The following is an 18,416-nucleotide window of genomic DNA, read 5'->3' as shown; positions in this document are numbered from 1 at the left end:
TGCGGGTGCCGACAGGCATCCGCAAAGCGGAAGGGCGGCACACGAACCGCCCCCATAAAAAAACGCATACCGAACTTCCAGAGCCAGGAAATGGGAACATGACGAACAAAGATTCCAATGAACTCAATCTGCTGCGCCACTCCATCGGCCGCAGGACCTTTCTGAAGACGACGGCAGGCTTGGCGGCCTTCGGCATGACCAACGGCCTGCTCACGGCCGCGTCCTATGCCGCTGGCGGCCTGGTCGCGCTCGTGCATACGCAGGCGGCGGGCGACGCGAGCGCCGTGGACTCGATGATCGCCAAGCTCAAGCAGCTTGCCGAGGAGCAGGGCTTCCAGTCCCGCGCCGTCTATGCGCAGGACCCGGCGACCTATGAAACCATCTTCCGCACCCTTGGCGATGCCGGCGCTTCCGTGATCGTATCGACGTTCAACGAGGTCGCGGAGCCCTTCAAGGCGCTGGCGCCCGAGTATCCCAATACCAAGTGGATCCAGCTCTTCGCCGATCCCTTCGAGCCGGCGATCCCGAATGTCGTGACCGTTTCCTACGACTATTATCTCGGCTGCTATCTGTCCGGCATCTTCGCGGCGCGGCTGAGCAAATCCGGCAAGCTGGGCTTCATCGGCGGCGTGTCCATTCCCCCGATCAACGCCGACTTCAATGCCTTCAAGGCAGGCGCCCTGTCGGTCCGCCCGGATGCATCGGTATCCGTAGCCTTCGCAGGCTCCTTCCAGGATCCGGCCAAGGGCCAGGAAATCGCGACGCAGATGTATTCAGGCGGCATCGATTTCATCCAGACGGACGCGGCGGCAACCGATTTCGGCATCATTGCCGCAGCCAAGGAAGGCGAGGGGCGTATGGTCAGCGTGCTCGATCCCGCCCAGTTCCCGCAGGGCCCGAAGAACGTGATTTCGATCGTCGGCCTCGACTTCGGCAACTCGCTCTACAACGAAGTCGCCAAGGCGGTCGGCAACAATTTCGCCGGCGGCACGCATGAGCATACGGGCCTCGGCACCGGTGTGATCGACTTCATCCCCTCGCCGCTGTTCGCGGAACAGGGGCCGGCCGATCTGGTAGCCAAGGCGAAGGAAGTCCTGCCGGAAATCGCCGCGGCGCGCGCAGCGATTCTCGATGGATCCCTGAAGGTTCCGTTCAACACAACGCTCTGACTCCGACTGGATTCCGCTGTTATGAACGAGGCCAGCCCCTCCATATTTGAATGCCGCGATGTGACCGTTCGCTACGGTTCCATCGTGGCGCTCTCCGAAGTCGGAGCCGTCTTCGAGCGTGGCAAGATCCACGCCGTCGTCGGCCAGAATGGCGCTGGCAAGACGACCTTTGCCAGGGTTCTGGCTGGCCTCGTTCGACCGGCATCCGGCGAGCTCAAAATCGACGGTCGCCCCTTGCTGGGCGGCAACGTCAAGGACGCCCGCCGGGCGGGCGTCGAACTCGTGCATCAGAGCTTTGCGCTCCCCCCTTCCTTCACCGTCGCCGAGGCCATGCAATTCGGCGCGGAAGGGGGAGGGCTTTTCTCGAAGGGTAGCCTGGAAAAGCGCTGGCAACCGCATCTCGACGCGCTGGATGTGAAAGTCAAAGCCCGGCAGCGGATCCGCGATCTGCCGGTGGAAACCCAGCAGGGCGTGGAGATCGCGCGCGCCCTCGTCTCCGACGCCAAGCTCCTCATCCTGGATGAACCCACCGCCGTGCTGTCGCCGGAAGGCGCGGACAAGCTTTTCGAGCGCGTGCGACGCCTGAAGGCGCGCGGCGTCACCGTCATTCTCATCCTGCACAAGATCCGGGAAGTTCTGGCGATCGCCGATACGGTCACGGTTCTCCGGGGCGGCAAGCTCGTGGATGGGCCTCTCCCCTGCGAAGGGATCGATGCCGGCAAGCTGGCCGAGCTGATCATCGGCTCCGCAGCCGCCAAGACCCTCAATGCGGACGACAAGGCCGCGCTGACCGGCGCGGCCATTGTCACGCATGCGCAGGAGGATGCGGCGGTTCAGGATCGTGCCCCCATCCTGCGCATGAGCCAGGTTTCCACCCGGCCTGACCCGGAAGGTCCGGCGCTCGATCGCATCGATCTCGACATCCGCCCGGGTGAGATCATCGGTGTGGCGGGTGTGGAGGGCAATGGGCAGCGGACGCTGGTTCGCGCCATCGCCGCGATGGCCGATGTGGTCGACGGCACCCTTGCCATCGACGACATGGATCTGACCCGCGCACCGCTTGCCACCCGGCGTGCGGCGGGCCTGCGCATCATTCCTTTCGAGCGCAATGTCGAAGGCCTGAGCCTCACCAGTTCGCTTTGGGAAAACTGGGCCGCACGGGGTCTCCTGCAGACGTCCCTGCTGTCGACGATCAGCCCGGCAGCCATCCGCAAGCAATGCGACGCGGCCCTCAAGGAATGGGACGTGCGCTATTCGGAAGTGAGCCAGCGGGCGGGCTCGCTGTCCGGCGGCAACGCGCAGAAGGTGATCCTGTCTCGCGAGATGGATCCTGACGCCCGCCTCATTCTCGCGGCGCAGCCGACCCGCGGCCTCGACATCGGGGCGACCTCCTTCGTCTGGGATGCCATGCGCAAGGCACGGGCGCGCGGCTGCGGCCTGATGTTCATCTCTTCAGATCTCGATGAGATCTTCGATATTTCCGACCGCGTGATCGTCATGCTTTCCGGGCGCATCGTCGCCGAATTCCGGCCACCCTACGATCTCGCGGCGGTCGGGGCTGCCATGACAGGAGTCCATCGATGATTGACCGGCTCGTTTCCGTCTTTCGCGCGCTGATCTTCATTCTGATCGGGCTCGCGCTCTGCGGCGTCATCTTCCAGGCGGCCGGCTACTCGACGGGGCTGATGTTCCATTCGATCGCCGAAGGGGCCTTTCTCAGGCCCGGCGCGCTGCAGCAGGCGCTGCGTTGGGGCTTGCCGCTCTTCATCACGGCGGTTGGCGTCGCCGTGTCGTTTCGCGCAGGCTACTTCAATATCGGCGCGCAAGGGCAATTCTACATGGGCGCCATTACCGCGGCCTTCATGGCTGAATGGTTGAACGGCGCCCCGGCTGCGATCCTCATCCCCGCCTGCTTCCTTGCCGGAATGACGGGCGGTGCGCTCTGGGCACTCTGGCCGGGCCTGCTCCGGCTGAAATCCGGCGCGGACGAAGTCATCACCACCCTGATGGGCAATTTCATCGCCGGCCTGTTTCTGCTCTACGTCACCGCCGGCCCACTCAAGGACCCCTCGGGAACGGGACAGCAGGCATCGAGTCGCCCCCTGGCAAGCGCCTACCGGATCAGCAATTCGCTAGGACTGTCGCCGACCATCATCGCTATCGCGGTCATCGTTGGCATTGCAATGTGGTTTCTGGTCAACCGAACCGCGTTCGGCGTGCTCTCGGGCCTCGCCGGCCGCAACCCGACCATGGTGCAGTGGCAGGGTGCCCGAACCTGGCGCATCGGGCTTGCCAGCTTCCTCTTGAGCGGCGCGCTGGCCGGTCTTGCCGGCACGATCGAGTTCATGGGCCCCAATGGTCGCATAACCGGTGGCTTCCTGCCGGGGCATGGGTTCACCGCAATCCTGATCGCGCTCGTGGCCAATTTCTCAGTCGTCGGAACGGCTTTCGTCGCCCTGTTCTTCGGCGGCCTCGCCTCGGCAGCTCTCTATCTTCCGATCATGGCGGGCCTGCCTTCCTCGGCCATCGACATCATCAACGCAGCTATCGCCCTTTTCATCACCGCAAAATCCAAGGTCGTCGACCGGATAGCGAAACTCGGAGGACGGGTATGGAAGACTTCGTAATCGCGATCCTGCGTTCCGGCACGCCGCTGATCTATGTCACCCTTGCCGGTGTCATCGCGCAGCGAACTGGCATCTGGCATCTCGGGCTTGAGGGCCTGATGATCACCGGCGCCTGCGCGACCATCCTTGGCATTGTGCTGACGCAATCGATCTGGCTGGCGCTGCTGATTGCCATGGCCGTTTGCATTGTCGGCTCGATCCTGTTCTGGTTCGTGGTCGAGAAGCTCAAGGCCAACCAGATCATCGCAGGTCTGGGGCTGACGGGATTGGGCCTCGGCGGAACGGCTCTCGCCGTGCAGTCGATTTTCGGGACGCAGGCAGCCGTCAGCGCTCCCTTCGGCCTGCCGCGCCTCGGCCCGGCATTCGGCGCCTACGGCTCGCTTTCGATCCTGGTCTTGCTGATGCCGTTTGTCGTGCTCGCCATGTGGGTCGTCCTGCGGCGGACCCGCTTCGGCCTCCGCCTGGCGGCGGCCGGCGAGCATCCCTTCGCGGCGCGCAGCGTCGGCGTCAATCCGGCCGCCATGCGCCTGGTGGCCCTGATGATCGGCGGCGTCCTGTGTGCGCTCGCCGGGGCGGAACTGGCAGCCGGCAGTCTCCAGATCTTCGCGCAGAACATGACGGCCGGTCGCGGCTTCATGGGGTTCGCCGCCGTCATCTTCGGCGCCGGTCATCCCATCGGCTCCAGCCTGGCGGCCCTGTTCTTTGCCGTCGTCGGCGCGCTCGGCATCCGGGCCCAGCTCGCCTTTGGCGATCGTGTCCCGCATGATCTCCTGCTCGCGCTTCCCTACATCGCCACGGTGATCGGCATCTGGCTCAGCACGCAGCTGCGGGGTGGCACGAAGGCTGCCAGCGGCTTCGGCGAGTTGCGCGACCAGTAAGAGCCACACGGCATAACCGGCAGGACGGATCGATCATCTTGAAGCAGACGATAATCAGAAACGCGACGGTCCTGACGATGTGCCCGCAGCACGGAAGCCGCCCGATCCAGGGCGACCTCCGGATCGAGGATGGGCGGATCGCAGAAATCGGCAAGGACCTCGCGGCCGCTCCCGATGCTGCCGTCATCGACGGCACGAACCGGCTCGTCATGCCGGGCCTCGTCAACGCGCACACCCATTCCAGCGAGACCTTCTTCCGCGGGCGCTATGAGGGGATGCCGCTGGAGATATGGCTGCTCTATGCCTACCCGCTGCTGATGGGGCCGGTCATCGACGAGCGGCTGCTCTATCTGCGCAGCCTGCTCCTGGCGATGGAGTCGCTGCGCAATGGCGTTACAACCCTTTGCGACGATTTCTTCGACCCGCCGGCGCATGATCTGTCCCGGCTTTCGGCCGTCTTCAAAGCCTATGAAGACGCCGGTATCCGGGCCAATGTGTCGAGCGCGGCGATGAATATCCATACGCTCGACGCACTCCCGTATGCCCGCGAGGTCATGCCGCCCGAATTGCAGGCGCAGCTCGATTTCGGGCCGCCCATGTCGGCCGACGCCTATATGGATTATTGCCGCTCTGCCTTCTCCACGCTGCATGGCACGGCCGGGCGCATCCAGTTCATGCTGGCGCCCTCTGCGCCGCAGCGCTGCACGGCAGACCTGCTCCAGGCCTGCCATGCGCTGGCGGTGGAAATGGGCGTACCACTGCATACCCATATTCTGGAGACCAAGACCCAGGCCGTTACCGGCCACGAGCTCTATGGCAAAAGCCTGATCGCCTATATGGACGAGCTGGGCGTCCTGTCGCGCAACACGACGATTGCGCACTCCGTCTGGGTCAGCGACCGGGACATCGAGCGGATGGGTGCCGCCCGCTGTTCGGTGGCCCATAATGCCATCTCCAATCAGAAGCTTGGCGCGGGGATTGCGCCCATCCGCCAGCTGATGGATGCGGGCGTAACCATCGGTCTTGGCACAGACGGTGTTTCCTCCAACGATACTGCCCGTATTTTCGACGTCATGCGCGTGGCAGGGCTGATCCACAGCGTCTCCGGCCCGGATTACACGCAATGGATCGAGGCCGACGCGATTCTCAAAATGGCGACGCTCGGCGGAGCGCGCAGCGCGATGCTGGAAGATGTCACGGGTTCGCTCGAAGTCGGCAAGGCAGCCGACCTGCTGATCCTCGACCTGACGACGCTCAGCTTTACCCCGCTCAACGACGTGGCGCGGCAGCTGGTCTATGCGGAGAATGGTTCGTCCATCGAGACGGTCATGGTGGCCGGCGAGATCGTCGTTCATCAGGGTCGCATGCGCTCGATTGACGAGGCAGCCATCCTGGCCGAGATCCGCGAGCTTGTGCCGGCGCACCTGGCTGAGCACGCCAAGCTTGAGCAACGCAACGCGGCGTTTCATTCGACCATGGCCGAGATCCATCGCCGCGCAACCTCGAGAGACATTGCGATGAACCGCTATGTCAGAGGCCCGGGCGAAGATCGGCCCTAGGCTCGGCCGAACGTCCGTCGAACGACTGCTACCCCCGCCACCAGGGCGAGGGTCAGAGCATCGGCAGGCTGGAGGGCTTCCGGCCCCGTGGAAAGGCCTGGTCGATCCGGCGCGCCTGATCCTGGGTGAGCTCGATGTCGCCGGCGCGTGCGTTGTCTTCCGCGTGCCGCGCGGTCGAAGCTTTGGGTATGACGAAGCTCCGTTGCGCCAGCCAGGCGAGCGCTATCTGTCGGGCGGTGGCATTGTGGGCCGCGGCGATGTCGGCCAGGACCCGGCCGCCGGCCGAGCTTTCGCTGGGAAAGTTGTCATGACCAAACGGGCTATAGGCGACGACGGCAACCCCATTCTCTTCGCACCAGGGCAAGACGGCGTGCTCGATCGCGCGTTCGCCCAGATGGTACAGGACCTGGTTGCAGGCGATCCGTCCCGGGCCGGACGCCGCCAGCGCGTCTTCGAGATCCGATACGTCGAAATTGCTGACGCCCCAGCCGGCGATCTTGCCGGCGCGGACTAGTTCCTCGAATCCTTCGAACGTCGCTTCCAGCGGATAGCGCCCGCGCCAGTGCAGGAGGTAGCAGTCGAGCTGCTCGACGCCGAGGCGCTTCAAGGACCGTTCGCAGGCGGCAATGACGCCCGAGCGCGAGGCGTTCTGCGGCAGGACCTTCGAAACCAGGAACAGCCCGTCGCGCCGGCCCCGGATCGCGTCGCCGATGACAAGTTCGGCGTCGCCATACATTTCGGCGGTGTCGATATGCGTCATGCCCGCGTCGATGCCCCGCTGCAGGGCCGTGACGGCCGAGGCCCGGTCGCCCGTGTCGAGATACCAGCTTCCCTGGCCGATGATCGCTACCTCGGACGGGGTGCTGCCAAACGATCGTAAGCGCATCAGAACACCCGTGTCTTGACAGCGTGCCGGAGACGATCCGGCCCGGTTTCGATGGTCATGGGACCTCCCTGGCAGCCTTCGCCCCGATCGGACGGAGCTGGGCGGACGTCGCCACGCGCGGGCGATGCCCGGGGATCATCGCAGCGTTCGACCGTCGCCGCAAAGCCTGGTTATCCGGCCAAGCACCGGCGGCCGGCTAACGGCCCCAAACGACGGCGTTTTCGTGGCGCTTGATGATGTGCTTCAGGTTTTCGAAGGCCGTCGTGACATGGCCGGCGAAGCGCTCCGCCGCCGGCGAGCGCGGGCCGCCGACCCGGCGCAGGATGCCGAGCGAGCGGTTGGGCTGCGGGATCTCATAGGGCAGCACAGTGACGCGGTTTTCCTTGCGCTGCGCGAACACCACGGAGAAGGGCAGCACGGCGAGGGCGTCGGTCTCGGCCAGGAAGTTGATCACGCTCATCAGCGAACCGCCGGAATAGCGCACGTTGAGGTCGGACATCCCGATGCTCATCAGGATCATCTGCAGGTCGGACATCAGCGGCGAGCCGGGCAGAGGCGCCACCCAGGGAAAACTGGTCAGGTCATGCGCGCGCAGGCGGCGATTGCGCAGCAGCGGATGGTCGGGCCGGCAGGCGACGATGTTGCGTCCCGGCAGGATCTCGGTGAACTCGAAGCCGGGGCCGAGGTCGAGCACGCCGATCGGCACGATGCCGAGATCGATCTGATGCCCCTCTAGCGCCGCCACCATCTCCGGCAGGTTGAGATAGCTCTGCTGCACGGTGACCTCGGGTTCCAGGTTCTGGAACTCGCCGATCATCCGGCTGATCATCGCATCCATGAAGAACGGCACGCCGCCGACCCGGACGACGCCCTTGGTGCCCTTCAGGAAGCCCTGCACGGCGTCCGACGCCTTGCGCGAGGCGGCGATGATCGTGCGCCCCTGGGCGGCCAGTTGCGCGCCGAGCGGCGTCGCCTGCAGGGGGCGCCGCCCCTTGAGGAAAAGCGGCTCGCCGACGCGCGCCTCCAGCATGGCCAGCGAGCGGCTGACCGCCGGCTGGGTCAGGCCCAGCGTGGCGGCACCTTCCGACACGCCGCCGGCATCGAGCACGGCGGCGAGCTGCATGAGGTGGCGTTCGTTCAGTCTCATAGCAAAGTGCTATACCGGGGCGCGTAGAACTCATCAAGAGTTGGGCAGGGCCGTGCTATCCCGATTGGCAAGGGGAAGGGAGGCCCCGGCGGAATGCACGGCCAGCACGACGGTCCGCACGAGGATGATTCTGCCGACGCTGTTTCGGCGCAGGCGAAGGAATTTTCGCGGCGTCTGACGGCCATGGGCCAGTCCCGTTTGGCGGCGGCTGCGCAGGCGACCGTGGGCGGGCTGCATGCCCTGATCGCCGAACTCCGCCCTTCCGGCGACGAATTCCGGCTTGCGATCGACTTCCTGACCGAGGTTGGCCACTACGCCGATGCGCGGCGGCAGGAATGGGTGCTGTTCGCCGACGTTCTGGGCGTGTCGTCGCTGATCGAGGATCAGAACAATCCGCGTCCCGCCGGCGCGACGCCGAACACTGTGGCGGGACCCTTCTACCGGTCCGACGTCCCGGAAACGCCGCTCGGCGCCAACATCTCGCGTGATGGCAAGGGCGAGGCGCTGGACGTGGCCGGCAGGGTGCTCGACCTTGATGGCCATGGCCTGGGCGGCGCTACGGTTGAGGTCTGGCAGGCCAATTCCGAGGGGCGCTACGAGAACCAGGAACCGGACCGGCAGCCGGAATTCAACCTTCGCGGCCGGTTCCGCGCCGATGCCCAGGGGCGGTTCCATTTCCGCACGGTGAAGCCGAAGGGCTACACGCTGCCGGCGGATGGTCCGGTCGGCCAGTTGATGTCGGCGCTTGGCCTCGGCCTGGAAAGGCCGGCCCACATTCATTTCCGCGTTTCGGCCGAAGGCTTCGAGACGCTAACGACCCACATTTTCGACCAATCCGATCCGGCCATCGGCCGGGACGCGATTTTCGGGGTCAAACCCGAACTCATGGCCGAGTTCCGCGCGCTGCCACCCGACGGAGGAAAGCGGAAGTGCGCTCTCGACCTCAATCTTGTGCTCTGCCCGCAAAGGCAGGGCAAAACCGGAACCTCTGGGAGGAGATGAACCGATGGCCCGTATAAGCGGCTACCACCACCTGACCATGTCGACCGACAGCGCGCAGGAAGACTTCGACTTCTACACCAAGGCGCTGGGCCTTCATTCGGTGAAGCGGACCGTCCTTTTCGACGGCGTGATCCCGGTCTACCACCTTTATTACGGCTCGCCGAATGGCGATGCCTCGACGATCATCACCACCTTCCCGTTCCGCAAGCCGGCCGTCTATGGCCGTCGCGGCACCAACCAGTCGCGGGCCATCCTGCAGTCGATCCCCGTCGGCGCCGCCGATTTCTGGGTCGACCGGCTGAATAAGCGCGGCATCGAGGCCGCCAAGATCACCCGCTTCGGCGCCACTCGCGTCGTCTTCGCGCATCCCTGCGGCATCCCGCATGAGCTGGTGGAAAGCGAAAGCGACCCGCGCGAGCCGATCACCAATGAAGTGCAGGGCATCGGCAAAGATCACGGCATCAAGGGCATCTATGGCAGCGTTGTCGCCGTGATGGACCGGACCGCCATGGATGACTTCCTGACCATCGCGCTGCCGCTGGAAAAGGAAGCCGACAACCATGAAGGCCTCGTCTACCGCGTGCCGGACGAGTCCGGCGTTATCCAGCGCGTCGAGGTCATCGTCGACCGGGACAGCGCGCAGGGCACCTGGACGCTGGCCGGCGGCACGATCCATCACCTCGCGCTCAACACCGGCAATGAAGAGAACCAGCTGAAGCTGCGCGCCCACATCGAAGGTCTCGGCTTCACCGATATCTCCGAGCAGAAGGACCGCAACTACTTCAAGTCCTGCTACGTCCGCTCGCCCGGCGGCGCGCTGTTCGAGCTGGCCTGGACCACGCCGGAAGGCTGGGCCAAGGACGAGCCTCCGGGCGCGATCGGCAAGACGCTCGTCTTCCCGCCCTGGTTCAAGGATCGTGAAGCCGAACTGCGTGAAGGCCTGGAGCAGGCGGAATTCGCATGATCCAGGACGGCGGTCCGCTCAGGCTTGGCTCTCGGGCCCCGGAGGCGAAGGCGATCTGCGTCTTCGTCCACGGCCGCGGCCAATCGCCGGAGGAGATGCAGTCCCATGTGCTGGCGCGGCTTTCCGCGCCGGCCGTGGCCTTTGTTCTGCCGCGTGCCCCGATGGGCGCGTGGTGGGATGCGCGGGCCGTTGATCCCCTGACGCCAGTCGCTCGCGCGCAGCTTGCGACCGCCTTGGACCACCTCGCGGCGGCTGTCGCGGCCGCCCGGGGCGAACTGCCCGGATTGCCGCTGCTTCTGGCGGGCTTTTCGCAAGGGGCCTGCCTCGCGATCGAATATCTCTGCGCCGGATTGCCGCCGCCGCAGGCGCTGGCCGCTTTGACCGGATCGCGCGTCGGCGTGCCGTCGGATGCGCGTGCCGAGGCCGTTCCGGCCGGCGTTCCGGTCTATCTGACGGGCGGCGATGCCGATCCCTGGATCCCCGTTTCGGCCTTTGCCGACGCCGCCCAGACGCTTGGCAGCAAGGGCGCGAGCCTGCGCGCCGATCTGTTCCCGCGCCGAGGCCATGAGGTCTCGGATGCCGAGATCGCCATGCTGGGATCGATCCTTGCGGATCTGGTCGCCGGCCGGAACCCAAGCATGGAGGCGGCGCGATGATGGATCAGTTTGTCTTTCCGGGACTGACGACACGGGTCGTGTTCGGCGCGGGTACGCTGTCCCGCGTGGCGGAGGAAGTGCGTCGGCTCGGCCATGACAAGGTGATGGTGCTTTCGACGCCGCACCAGAAGGCCGATGCGGAAAAGCTGGCGGAAAGCCTGGGCGAGCTTGCCGGCGGCATCTTTGCCGGGGCGGTCATGCACACCCCCGTCGAGGTGACCGAGACGGCGGTGGAAGCGTTCCGCGCCAGCGGCGCCACAGCCGTGGTCAGCCTGGGCGGCGGATCAACCACCGGTCTCGGCAAGGCGATCGCCGTGCGCACCGGCGCCGATCAGGTCGTGATCCCGACCACCTATGCCGGCTCGGAAATGACCGACATCCTGGGCGAAACGGCTTCGGGCGAGAAGACCACGCGCCGCTCGCCGGATATCCGCCCCGAGACGGTGATCTACGATGTCGACCTGACGCTGAGCCTGCCCGTCGGACTCACCGTCACCTCGGCCATGAACGCCATCGCGCATGCGATGGAGGCGTTCTACGCGCCGGACCGCAATCCGGTGATCGAGCTGATGTGCCGGGATGCCATGGTCGCGTTTCGCGACGGTATTCCGGGACTGATCGAAGACCCTCAGGACAAGGCCGCGCGGGCGCAGGCGCTCTATGCGGCCTGGTGCTGCTCGACCGCTCTCGGCAGCGTCTCGATGGCGCTGCACCACAAGCTGGCGCATGTCTTCGGCGGCTCGTTCGACACGCCGCATGCCGAAACCCACGCCATCCTGCTGCCCTACACCACCGCGTTCAACGAACAGGCGGTGCCCGAGCTGCTGCGCCCGATCGCCGACACGTTCGGCGGCGGCTCGGCCGGCGGCGGGCTCTGGGATTTCGCGCAGTCGGTCGGCTCGCCGCTCAGCCTCCAGGCGATCGGCATTCAGGAGGCCGATCTCGACCGCGCCACGGCGATCGCCGTCAAGAATGCCTATGCGAACCCGAGGCCAATAGATCCGGGCTCGATACGGGAACTGCTCCAGGCGGCGTTTGAGGGACGCCGTCCGGGGGACTGAGAAGAAGCTAGAGGGAGGAGAAACACATGATTTCGAGACGGAGCTTACTGAAAGCCTCGGCGGCGACGGGTTTCGCCCTTGCCACTTCGGGCCTTGCCGCGCCTGCCATCGCGCAGGGCGCCAAGATCCGCTTGGGCTATGTTTCGCCGCAGACCGGTCCGCTGGCCGGTTTCGCCGAGAGCGACGCGTATAACATAAAGGCATTTCTCGACTCCGACGCTGGCAAGAATTGTGAGGTCATCGTCAAGGACAGCCAGTCGAACCCGAACCGGGCTGCGGAGGTGGCGAAAAGCCTGATCGTCGACGACGAGATCAACCTGATGCTCGTCGGTTCGACGCCGGAAAACACCAACCCGGTCGCCACCACCTGCGAAGCGGAAGGGATGCCCGTCATCTCGACGACGGCGCCGTGGCAGCCCTGGTTCATCGGCCAGCAGGGCAATCCGGGCGACCCGTCGTCGTGGAAGCCGTTCGATTTCGCCTTCCATTATTTCTGGGGTCTGGAAGACATCATCGCCGTCTATACCGGCATGTGGAAGCAGCTCGATACCAATGGCAAGGTGGGCGGCTTGTTCCCGAACGATGCCGACGGCAATGCGTGGGGCGACCCGAAGAACGGCCTGAAGCCCGGCCTGGAAGCTGCCGGCTTCAGTCTCACCGATCCTGGCCGTTACCAGAACCTCTCGGACGACTTCACCGCGCAGGTCAACGCGTTCAAGGCAGCCAATGCCGAGATCGTCACCGGCGTCGTGATCCCGCCCGACTTCACCACCTTCTGGAACCAGGCCCGCCAGCAGGGCTTCAAGCCGAAGGCCGTGACGGTCGCCAAGGCGATCCTGTTCCCGCAATCGGTCGAGACGCTGGGCGACGCGGGCCACAACCTTTCCTCCGAAGTATGGTGGTCGGCCTCGCATCCGTTCAAGTCGTCGATCACCGGCCAGAGTTCGGCGGAACTCGCGGCGGATTTCACCGCCAAGACCAAGCGTCCGTGGACACAGCCGATCGGCTTCTCTCATTCGCTGTTCGAAGTGGCGGCGAATGTCATGGGCCGGGTTTCGGATCCGACCGATGCTGAGGCGATCGCGGCCGCCATCGCCGCCACCGACATGTCGACGGTTGTCGGCAAGGTGGCGTGGAACGGCGTCGGCGTGCCGCCTTTCGCGGCCAAGAACGTCTGCAAGACGCCGCTCGTCGGTGGCCAGTGGCGGAAGAAGGACGGGGGCGGCTTCGATCTGGTGATCGTCGAAAACGCCAACGCGCCCGAGATCCCCACCGCCGGCAAGATGGAAGCCCTGGCCTGATCCGGAAACGGGGCGGCGCCTGCCGCCGCCCCCGATCCATCCGGCTCCCAAGGTGCCCCCAAGGATGGCAGCAATGATACTCAGGCTTGAAAATGTCTCGAAGTCGTTCGGGGCGCTGAAGGTCACGGATGCCGTGACCGTTTCGGTGCCGCGCGGCGAAGCTTTGGGCATTATCGGCCCGAACGGGGCCGGCAAGTCGACGCTGTTCAACCTGATCACCGGCAATGTGTTGGCGAATGAGGGGCGCATCGAATTCCTTGGCCGTGACGTCACCCGCGCTCCCGCGATGGAGCGGGTTCGCATGGGAGTCGGCCGCAGCTTTCAGATCCCGCAGCCTTTCGAGGGCCTGACGGTATTCGAGAACCTTTTGACCGCCGCCGCCTTCGGACGGGGCGGGCGCGAGGCCGACATGGTCGATGCCTGCGCGCGCATCCTCGAGGACACAGAGCTTCTGAAGAAGGCGAATGTCGTCGCCGGCTCGCTGAGCCTGCTCGACCGCAAGCGCCTGGAACTGGCCCGCGCGCTCGCGACTGGGCCGGAGCTTTTGCTGCTCGACGAGATTGCCGGCGGCCTGACTGAGGGCGAATGCAGGGCGCTGGTGGAGACGATCCGCGACATCCATGCCCGCGGCACCACGATCATCTGGATCGAGCACGTGCTGCATGCGCTGACCTCCGTGGTCGAGCGGCTGCTGGTGCTGGATTTCGGCCGGGTGATCGGCGTCGGCGCGCCGGACGAGATCATGGCCTCGAAGGAAGTGCGCGAGATCTATCTGGGGCTCGAGGTCTGATGCTGCTCCAAACCCACGGCCTCATCGCGAATTACGGCCAGTTCCGCGCCCTGTTCGGCGTGGATATCGCGGTCGCCGCCGGTGAATGCGTGGCGATCATCGGTGCCAATGGCGCGGGCAAGTCGACGCTGATGCGCTCGATCACCGGCGTGCTCCGCAACGATGCCGGGATGGTGCTGCATCGGGGCGAACCGATCGGCGCGCTGTCCTCGGCCGAGGTGATGCAGCGCGGCATCGCCATGGTGCCCGAGGGCCGCCGGCTGTTTCCTTCCCTGAGTGTGGAGGAAAACCTGCTGATCGGCGGGCAGGTGCGCAAGGCGTCCGGTCCATGGAATCTGGAGGCGATCTACGATCTCTTCCCGATCCTGCGCGAGCGGCGCCGCAATCCGGGCACGGCGCTTTCCGGCGGCCAGCAGCAGATGGTGGCGATTGGCCGGGCGCTGATGTCGAACCCGGAACTGCTGCTCTGCGACGAGATCAGCCTCGGCCTCGCCCCCGTCGTCATCCGCGACATTTACGCGGCCCTGCCGAAGATCCGCGCCGGCGGCGCCGCGATCGTCGTGGTCGAGCAGGATATCGGTAAGGCGCTCGCCGTCGCCGACCGCGTCTATTGCATGATGGAAGGCCGCGTCACGCTGGCGGCAAAGGCCGCCGACGTCACCCGCCAGCAGATCCACACCGCCTATTTCGGGGAGGCGGCATGATCTGGCTCGATACCCTCGTGCAGGGCATTCTGCTGGGCGGCCTCTATGCGCTGTTCGCGGCAGGGCTGAGCCTCGTCTTTGGCATCATGCGGCTGGTCAATCTCGCCCATGGCGACCTGATCGTGTTCGCCGCCTATCTGGTGCTGCTGGGCGTCACCATGCTCGGCCTGTCGCCCTGGATCGCGGCACTGGTTGCGATGCCGCTGATGTTCGGCCTCGGTTGGCTGCTGCAGACCGTCGTGCTGAACCGCGTGCTCGGCAAGGATATCCTGCCGCCGCTGCTCGTTACCTTCGGTCTCTCGGTCGCGCTGCAGAATGGTTTGCTCGAAGCCTTTTCCGCCGACAGCCGCCGCATTCCGGCAGGCGCGCTGGAAGGCGCCTCGCTCGATCTCGGACTGGTCACCGTCGGCGTCATGCCGCTGCTGACCTTCGTGTCGGCCATCGTGGTGATCGTCGCGCTGAACGGCCTTTTCTATCACACCGCCCTCGGCCGGGCGTTTCGCGCCACCTCGGACGATGCCGTCACGGCGGGGCTGATGGGGATCGAACCGAAGCGTATCTTCGCGATCGCCACCGGCATCGCCATGGTCGTAGTGACGATCGCCGCCCTCTATCTCGGCATGCGCTCCAATTTCGACCCGTCGATCGGGCCGGCGCGGCTGATCTACGCCTTCGAGGCAGTGATCATCGGCGGCTTGGGCAGCCTGTGGGGCACACTGGCCGGCGGCGTCATCATCGGCGTTGCGCAGACCTTCGGCGCGGCCGTGAACCCGGAATGGCAGATCCTGGCCGGCCACATCGCATTCCTGATCGTGATGCTGCTCAAGCCGCGCGGCCTGTTCCCGCGCGCCGTGGATTGAGGGGCAGCATGTACAGACTGACCACTCGTACCCGCGCCGGAACCGTCACAGCGATCGCTGCGCTCGGGCTCGTCATCGCTGGACTGGCGCTGCCGGCCTTCGCCTCGCGCGGCGTCATCCAGGACCTCTTCTTCATCTTGACCATGCTGACGCTGGCGCAGATCTGGAACCTGCTCGCCGGTTATGGCGGTCTCGTCTCGGTTGGACAGCAGGCCTTCGTCGGCATCGGCGCCTACGCCATGTTCGCCGGCGTCATCCTGCTCGGCTGGAATCCGGTCTGGGCCATCCCGCTGGGCGGTCTCGCCGCGCTGGTGCTGGCGGTCCCCACTGCTTTCTTCGCCTTCCGCCTGCAGGGCGCCTATTTCGCCATCGGCACCTGGGTCATCGCCGAGGTGACGCGCCTGCTGGTCGCGCAGTGGAAGACGCTGGGTGGCGGCACTGGCACCTCGCTGCCCCGCGAGGCGACCAGCAACATTCTCGGCACCGACCTGATCCGCGCGCTGTTCAGCGTCCGCGAGGCGGCGGCTCGCGACATCCTCGCCTATTGGCTGGCGCTGGTGCTCGTCGTCGCCGTGACCGGCGGGATCTACTGGCTTTTGCGCAGCCGGCTCGGCCTGGCGCTTTCCGCCGTGCGCGACAATGTCGAGGCGGCGCGCTCCGTCGGCGTCGATGCCGGCCGGATCAAATGGGCCGTCTTCCTGATCGCCGCCGCCGCCACGGGCCTGACCGGTGCGCTCATCTTCCTGCAGACGGCGCGGATCTCGCCGGATGCGGCCTTCGCGGTCACCGACTGGACCGCCTACGTCATTTTCATCGTCGTCATCGGCGGCATCGGCACGATCGAGGGTCCGATCCTCGGCGTGATCGTCTTCTTCGTCCTGCGCTCGGCGCTGGCTGATTACGGCAGCTGGTACCTGATGACGCTCGGCCTGATCGCCATCGCCGTGATGCTGTTCGCGCCGAAGGGCCTGTGGGGGCTGATCTCCGCCCGCAGCGGCCTTCACCTGTTTCCCGTCCGCCGCAAGCTGGTCGGGTTGAAGATCGAGGGAGGGAATTGATGGTCGATATCGAAACCGACGTGCTGATCGTGGGGACGGGCCCGGCAGGCTCGGCCACGGCGGCGTTGCTGTCCAGCTATGGCATCGCCAACATGGTGGTGAACCGCTACCGCTGGCTGTCCAACACGCCGCGCGCCCACATCACCAACCAGCGCACGATGGAAGTGCTGCGCGACCTCGGCCCCGAGGTCGAGGCGGAGGCCGTGATGCACGCCTCGCCGCAGGAACTGATGGGCGAGAACGTCTTCTGCGAAAGTCTGGCCGGGGAGGAGATCGGCCGCATGACGAGCTGGGGCATGCACCCGCTCTCCAAGGCCGAGCATCTGCTGTCGTCGCCGTCGCTGATGAACGACCTGCCGCAGACCTTCATGGAGCCGATCCTGTTCAAGACGGCCTGCTCGCGCGGCACGCAGGCCCGCATGAGCACGGAATACGTGAGCCACGTCCAGGACGCGGACGGCGTCACCACAACCTGTCGCGACCGGCTGACGGGCAAGGACTTCACCGTCCGTTCGAAGTTCCTGGTCGGCGCCGATGGCGGCAATTCGCTGGTCGCCGAGCATCTCGGCCTGCCGTTCGAAGGCAAGATGGGCGTCGGCGGCTCGATGAACATCCTGTTCCGCGCCGATCTCTCGAAGTATGTCGCCCACCGGCCGAGCGTCCTCTACTGGGTCATGCAGCCCGGCGCCGATGTCGGCGGCATCGGCATGGGCCTCGTGCGCATGGTGCGGCCCTGGAACGAGTGGCTCATCGTCTGGGGCTACGACATCAACCAGCCGCCGCCGGTCGTGACGCCGGAGCTTGCGACCGACGTCGCGCGCCAGCTGGTGGGCGATCCCGAGCTCGAGATCGAGTTGCTGGGCGCCAACACCTGGACCGTGAACAACTGCTTCGCGACCGAGATGCAGAAGGGCCGCGTCTTCATCATGGGCGATGCCGCGCACCGGCATCCGCCCTCGAACGGGCTTGGTTCCAACACCTCGATCCAGGACGGCTTCAACCTCGCCTGGAAGCTCGCCAAGGTCGTCAAGGGGCAGGCGGGTCTCGGCCTTCTCGACAGCTATACGGTCGAACGGGCGCCAATCGCGCGCCAGATCGTGACCCGCGCCAACCAGTCGATCGGCGAATTCGGGCCGATCTTCGCGGCGCTCGGCATGGATGGCGGCGTCGACCACGTCAAGATCCAGAAGAACATGGAGGCGCGCTGCGACGCGACCGCCGCCGCGGAAGCACAGCGCGAAGCGCTTCGTCAGGCGATCGCCTTCAAGAAATACGAGTTCGATGCGCATGGCGTCGAGATGAACCAGCGCTATGCCTCGGATGCCGTGGTGACGGACGGTCAGCCGCAACCGGCCTTCGAGAAGGACCGCGAACTTCACTACGCGCCGACGACCTGGCCCGGCGCGCGTTTGCCGCATGTCTGGGTGTTCGAGCGCTCCGGCCGCAAGGTCTCGACGCTCGATCTCTGCGGCCATGGCGAGTTCACGATCCTGACCGGCATTGGCGGCGAGGCCTGGGTGAAGGCTGCCGAAGAGGTCGGCGCGGAGCTCGGCCTGCCGATCCGCACCCATGTGATCGGCCCGCGCCGCGCGGTCGAGGACCATACCGGCGACTGGGCCCGCGCCAGCGAGATCCGCGATGCCGGCTGCCTACTGGTCCGGCCCGACCACCACGTCGCCTGGCGCTCGGAAACGCTCGCCGCCGATCCGGCGGCGGAGTTGCGCCGTGTTCTCACATCCGTTCTCGCGCGCTGA

General features: G+C 65.9%; 17 protein-coding genes. 15 read left to right on the top strand and 2 right to left on the bottom strand.

Annotated features, from left to right (window positions below; translation table 11 throughout):
• The first annotated feature begins 98 nt into the window (after positions 1–98).
• The 5 genes from ABIE08_RS06835 to ABIE08_RS06815 all read left to right on the top strand — a co-directional run bounded on the left by ABIE08_RS06835 (position 99) and on the right by ABIE08_RS06815 (position 6,233).
• Positions 99–1,169: a BMP family ABC transporter substrate-binding protein gene (locus tag ABIE08_RS06835; RefSeq protein WP_354549741.1), complete on the top strand. Its 1,071-nt coding sequence runs from the start codon at positions 99–101 to the stop codon at positions 1,167–1,169.
• A 21-nt stretch (positions 1,170–1,190) separates the two neighbouring features.
• Complete coding sequence (locus ABIE08_RS06830) at positions 1,191–2,753, top strand: ABC transporter ATP-binding protein (RefSeq protein ID WP_354549739.1); 1,563 nt, start codon at positions 1,191–1,193, stop codon at positions 2,751–2,753.
• A 101-nt stretch (positions 2,754–2,854) separates the two neighbouring features.
• Positions 2,855–3,796 carry an ABC transporter permease gene (locus tag ABIE08_RS06825; protein WP_354549737.1) on the top strand — a complete coding sequence of 314 codons (942 nt, stop codon included), beginning with the start codon at positions 2,855–2,857 and terminating at the stop codon, positions 3,794–3,796.
• The gene (locus ABIE08_RS06820; RefSeq protein ID WP_354549735.1) at positions 3,781–4,674 is read left to right on the top strand and encodes an ABC transporter permease; all 894 of its coding nucleotides are present in this window, start codon (positions 3,781–3,783) and stop codon (positions 4,672–4,674) included. Before ABIE08_RS06825 ends, ABIE08_RS06820 begins: the two co-directional genes overlap by 16 nt.
• A 38-nt stretch (positions 4,675–4,712) precedes the next feature.
• On the top strand, positions 4,713–6,233 hold the full coding sequence (locus tag ABIE08_RS06815) for an amidohydrolase family protein (RefSeq protein WP_354549733.1): 1,521 nt from the start codon (positions 4,713–4,715) through the stop codon (positions 6,231–6,233).
• A 52-nt stretch (positions 6,234–6,285) separates the two neighbouring features.
• On the opposite strand, the gene ABIE08_RS06810 is transcribed toward ABIE08_RS06815, so the two are convergent.
• Both ABIE08_RS06810 and ABIE08_RS06805 read right to left on the bottom strand, forming a co-directional pair.
• A complete protein-coding gene (locus tag ABIE08_RS06810; RefSeq protein WP_354549732.1) occupies positions 6,286–7,119 on the bottom strand; it encodes an aldo/keto reductase in 834 nt (277 codons plus the stop codon).
• Positions 7,120–7,315: 196 nt separating this feature from the next.
• Positions 7,316–8,266: a LysR family transcriptional regulator gene (locus ABIE08_RS06805; RefSeq protein WP_354549730.1), complete on the bottom strand. Its 951-nt coding sequence runs from the start codon at positions 8,264–8,266 to the stop codon at positions 7,316–7,318.
• A gap of 93 nt (positions 8,267–8,359) precedes the next feature.
• Between ABIE08_RS06805 and ABIE08_RS06800 the strand changes: the two genes are divergently transcribed.
• The 10 genes from ABIE08_RS06800 to ABIE08_RS06755 all read left to right on the top strand — a co-directional run bounded on the left by ABIE08_RS06800 (position 8,360) and on the right by ABIE08_RS06755 (position 18,416).
• The gene (locus ABIE08_RS06800) at positions 8,360–9,268 is read left to right on the top strand and encodes a dioxygenase (RefSeq protein WP_354549728.1); all 909 of its coding nucleotides are present in this window, start codon (positions 8,360–8,362) and stop codon (positions 9,266–9,268) included.
• Between the two features lie 4 nt (positions 9,269–9,272).
• Entirely contained in the window at positions 9,273–10,232 is a 960-nt protein-coding gene (locus tag ABIE08_RS06795; RefSeq protein WP_354549726.1) for a VOC family protein, read from the top strand.
• A complete protein-coding gene (locus ABIE08_RS06790; protein ID WP_354549724.1) occupies positions 10,229–10,888 on the top strand; it encodes an alpha/beta hydrolase in 660 nt (219 codons plus the stop codon). The genes ABIE08_RS06795 and ABIE08_RS06790 overlap by 4 nt, the downstream gene beginning before the upstream one ends.
• The gene (locus tag ABIE08_RS06785; protein ID WP_354549723.1) at positions 10,885–11,949 is read left to right on the top strand and encodes a maleylacetate reductase; all 1,065 of its coding nucleotides are present in this window, start codon (positions 10,885–10,887) and stop codon (positions 11,947–11,949) included. The genes ABIE08_RS06790 and ABIE08_RS06785 overlap by 4 nt, the downstream gene beginning before the upstream one ends.
• Before the next feature lie 26 nt (positions 11,950–11,975).
• Positions 11,976–13,250, top strand: a complete 1,275-nt coding sequence (locus ABIE08_RS06780) for an ABC transporter substrate-binding protein (RefSeq protein ID WP_354549721.1) — start codon at positions 11,976–11,978, stop codon at positions 13,248–13,250.
• Positions 13,251–13,323: 73 nt separating this feature from the next.
• Positions 13,324–14,040, top strand: coding sequence for an ABC transporter ATP-binding protein (locus tag ABIE08_RS06775; RefSeq protein ID WP_354549719.1), 717 nt, complete (start codon positions 13,324–13,326; stop codon positions 14,038–14,040).
• Positions 14,040–14,744: an ABC transporter ATP-binding protein gene (locus ABIE08_RS06770; RefSeq protein WP_354549717.1), complete on the top strand. Its 705-nt coding sequence runs from the start codon at positions 14,040–14,042 to the stop codon at positions 14,742–14,744. Before ABIE08_RS06775 ends, ABIE08_RS06770 begins: the two co-directional genes overlap by 1 nt.
• Positions 14,741–15,604, top strand: a complete 864-nt coding sequence (locus tag ABIE08_RS06765) for a branched-chain amino acid ABC transporter permease (protein WP_354549715.1) — start codon at positions 14,741–14,743, stop codon at positions 15,602–15,604. Before ABIE08_RS06770 ends, ABIE08_RS06765 begins: the two co-directional genes overlap by 4 nt.
• 8 nt (positions 15,605–15,612) lie before the next feature.
• Positions 15,613–16,662 carry a branched-chain amino acid ABC transporter permease gene (locus ABIE08_RS06760; protein ID WP_354549713.1) on the top strand — a complete coding sequence of 350 codons (1,050 nt, stop codon included), beginning with the start codon at positions 15,613–15,615 and terminating at the stop codon, positions 16,660–16,662.
• On the top strand, positions 16,662–18,416 hold the full coding sequence (locus tag ABIE08_RS06755) for an FAD-dependent oxidoreductase (protein WP_354549712.1): 1,755 nt from the start codon (positions 16,662–16,664) through the stop codon (positions 18,414–18,416). Before ABIE08_RS06760 ends, ABIE08_RS06755 begins: the two co-directional genes overlap by 1 nt.

The organism is Kaistia defluvii (assembly GCF_040548815.1).
Lineage (GTDB): Bacteria > Pseudomonadota > Alphaproteobacteria > Rhizobiales > Kaistiaceae > Kaistia > Kaistia defluvii_A.
Note: the sequence above shows the minus strand (reverse complement) of the source record. Positions and strands in the feature narration are given on the sequence as shown.

Bases quoted from the DNA above. Each gene is read 5' to 3' on its own strand.
- ABIE08_RS06760 (WP_354549713.1), top strand. From the start codon at position 15,613: ATGTACAGACTGACCACTCGTACCCGCGCCGGAACCGTCACAGCGATC.
- ABIE08_RS06805 (WP_354549730.1), bottom strand. From the start codon at position 8,266: ATGAGACTGAACGAACGCCACCTCATGCAGCTCGCCGCCGTGCTCGAT.
- ABIE08_RS06830 (WP_354549739.1), top strand. From the start codon at position 1,191: ATGAACGAGGCCAGCCCCTCCATATTTGAATGCCGCGATGTGACCGTT.
- ABIE08_RS06835 (WP_354549741.1), top strand. From the start codon at position 99: ATGACGAACAAAGATTCCAATGAACTCAATCTGCTGCGCCACTCCATC.
- ABIE08_RS06790 (WP_354549724.1), top strand. From the start codon at position 10,229: ATGATCCAGGACGGCGGTCCGCTCAGGCTTGGCTCTCGGGCCCCGGAG.
- ABIE08_RS06800 (WP_354549728.1), top strand. From the start codon at position 8,360: ATGCACGGCCAGCACGACGGTCCGCACGAGGATGATTCTGCCGACGCT.
- ABIE08_RS06775 (WP_354549719.1), top strand. From the start codon at position 13,324: ATGATACTCAGGCTTGAAAATGTCTCGAAGTCGTTCGGGGCGCTGAAG.
- ABIE08_RS06785 (WP_354549723.1), top strand. From the start codon at position 10,885: ATGATGGATCAGTTTGTCTTTCCGGGACTGACGACACGGGTCGTGTTC.
- ABIE08_RS06820 (WP_354549735.1), top strand. From the start codon at position 3,781: ATGGAAGACTTCGTAATCGCGATCCTGCGTTCCGGCACGCCGCTGATC.
- ABIE08_RS06770 (WP_354549717.1), top strand. From the start codon at position 14,040: ATGCTGCTCCAAACCCACGGCCTCATCGCGAATTACGGCCAGTTCCGC.
- ABIE08_RS06780 (WP_354549721.1), top strand. From the start codon at position 11,976: ATGATTTCGAGACGGAGCTTACTGAAAGCCTCGGCGGCGACGGGTTTC.
- ABIE08_RS06755 (WP_354549712.1), top strand. From the start codon at position 16,662: ATGGTCGATATCGAAACCGACGTGCTGATCGTGGGGACGGGCCCGGCA.
- ABIE08_RS06795 (WP_354549726.1), top strand. From the start codon at position 9,273: ATGGCCCGTATAAGCGGCTACCACCACCTGACCATGTCGACCGACAGC.
- ABIE08_RS06765 (WP_354549715.1), top strand. From the start codon at position 14,741: ATGATCTGGCTCGATACCCTCGTGCAGGGCATTCTGCTGGGCGGCCTC.
- ABIE08_RS06810 (WP_354549732.1), bottom strand. From the start codon at position 7,119: ATGCGCTTACGATCGTTTGGCAGCACCCCGTCCGAGGTAGCGATCATC.
- ABIE08_RS06825 (WP_354549737.1), top strand. From the start codon at position 2,855: ATGTTCCATTCGATCGCCGAAGGGGCCTTTCTCAGGCCCGGCGCGCTG.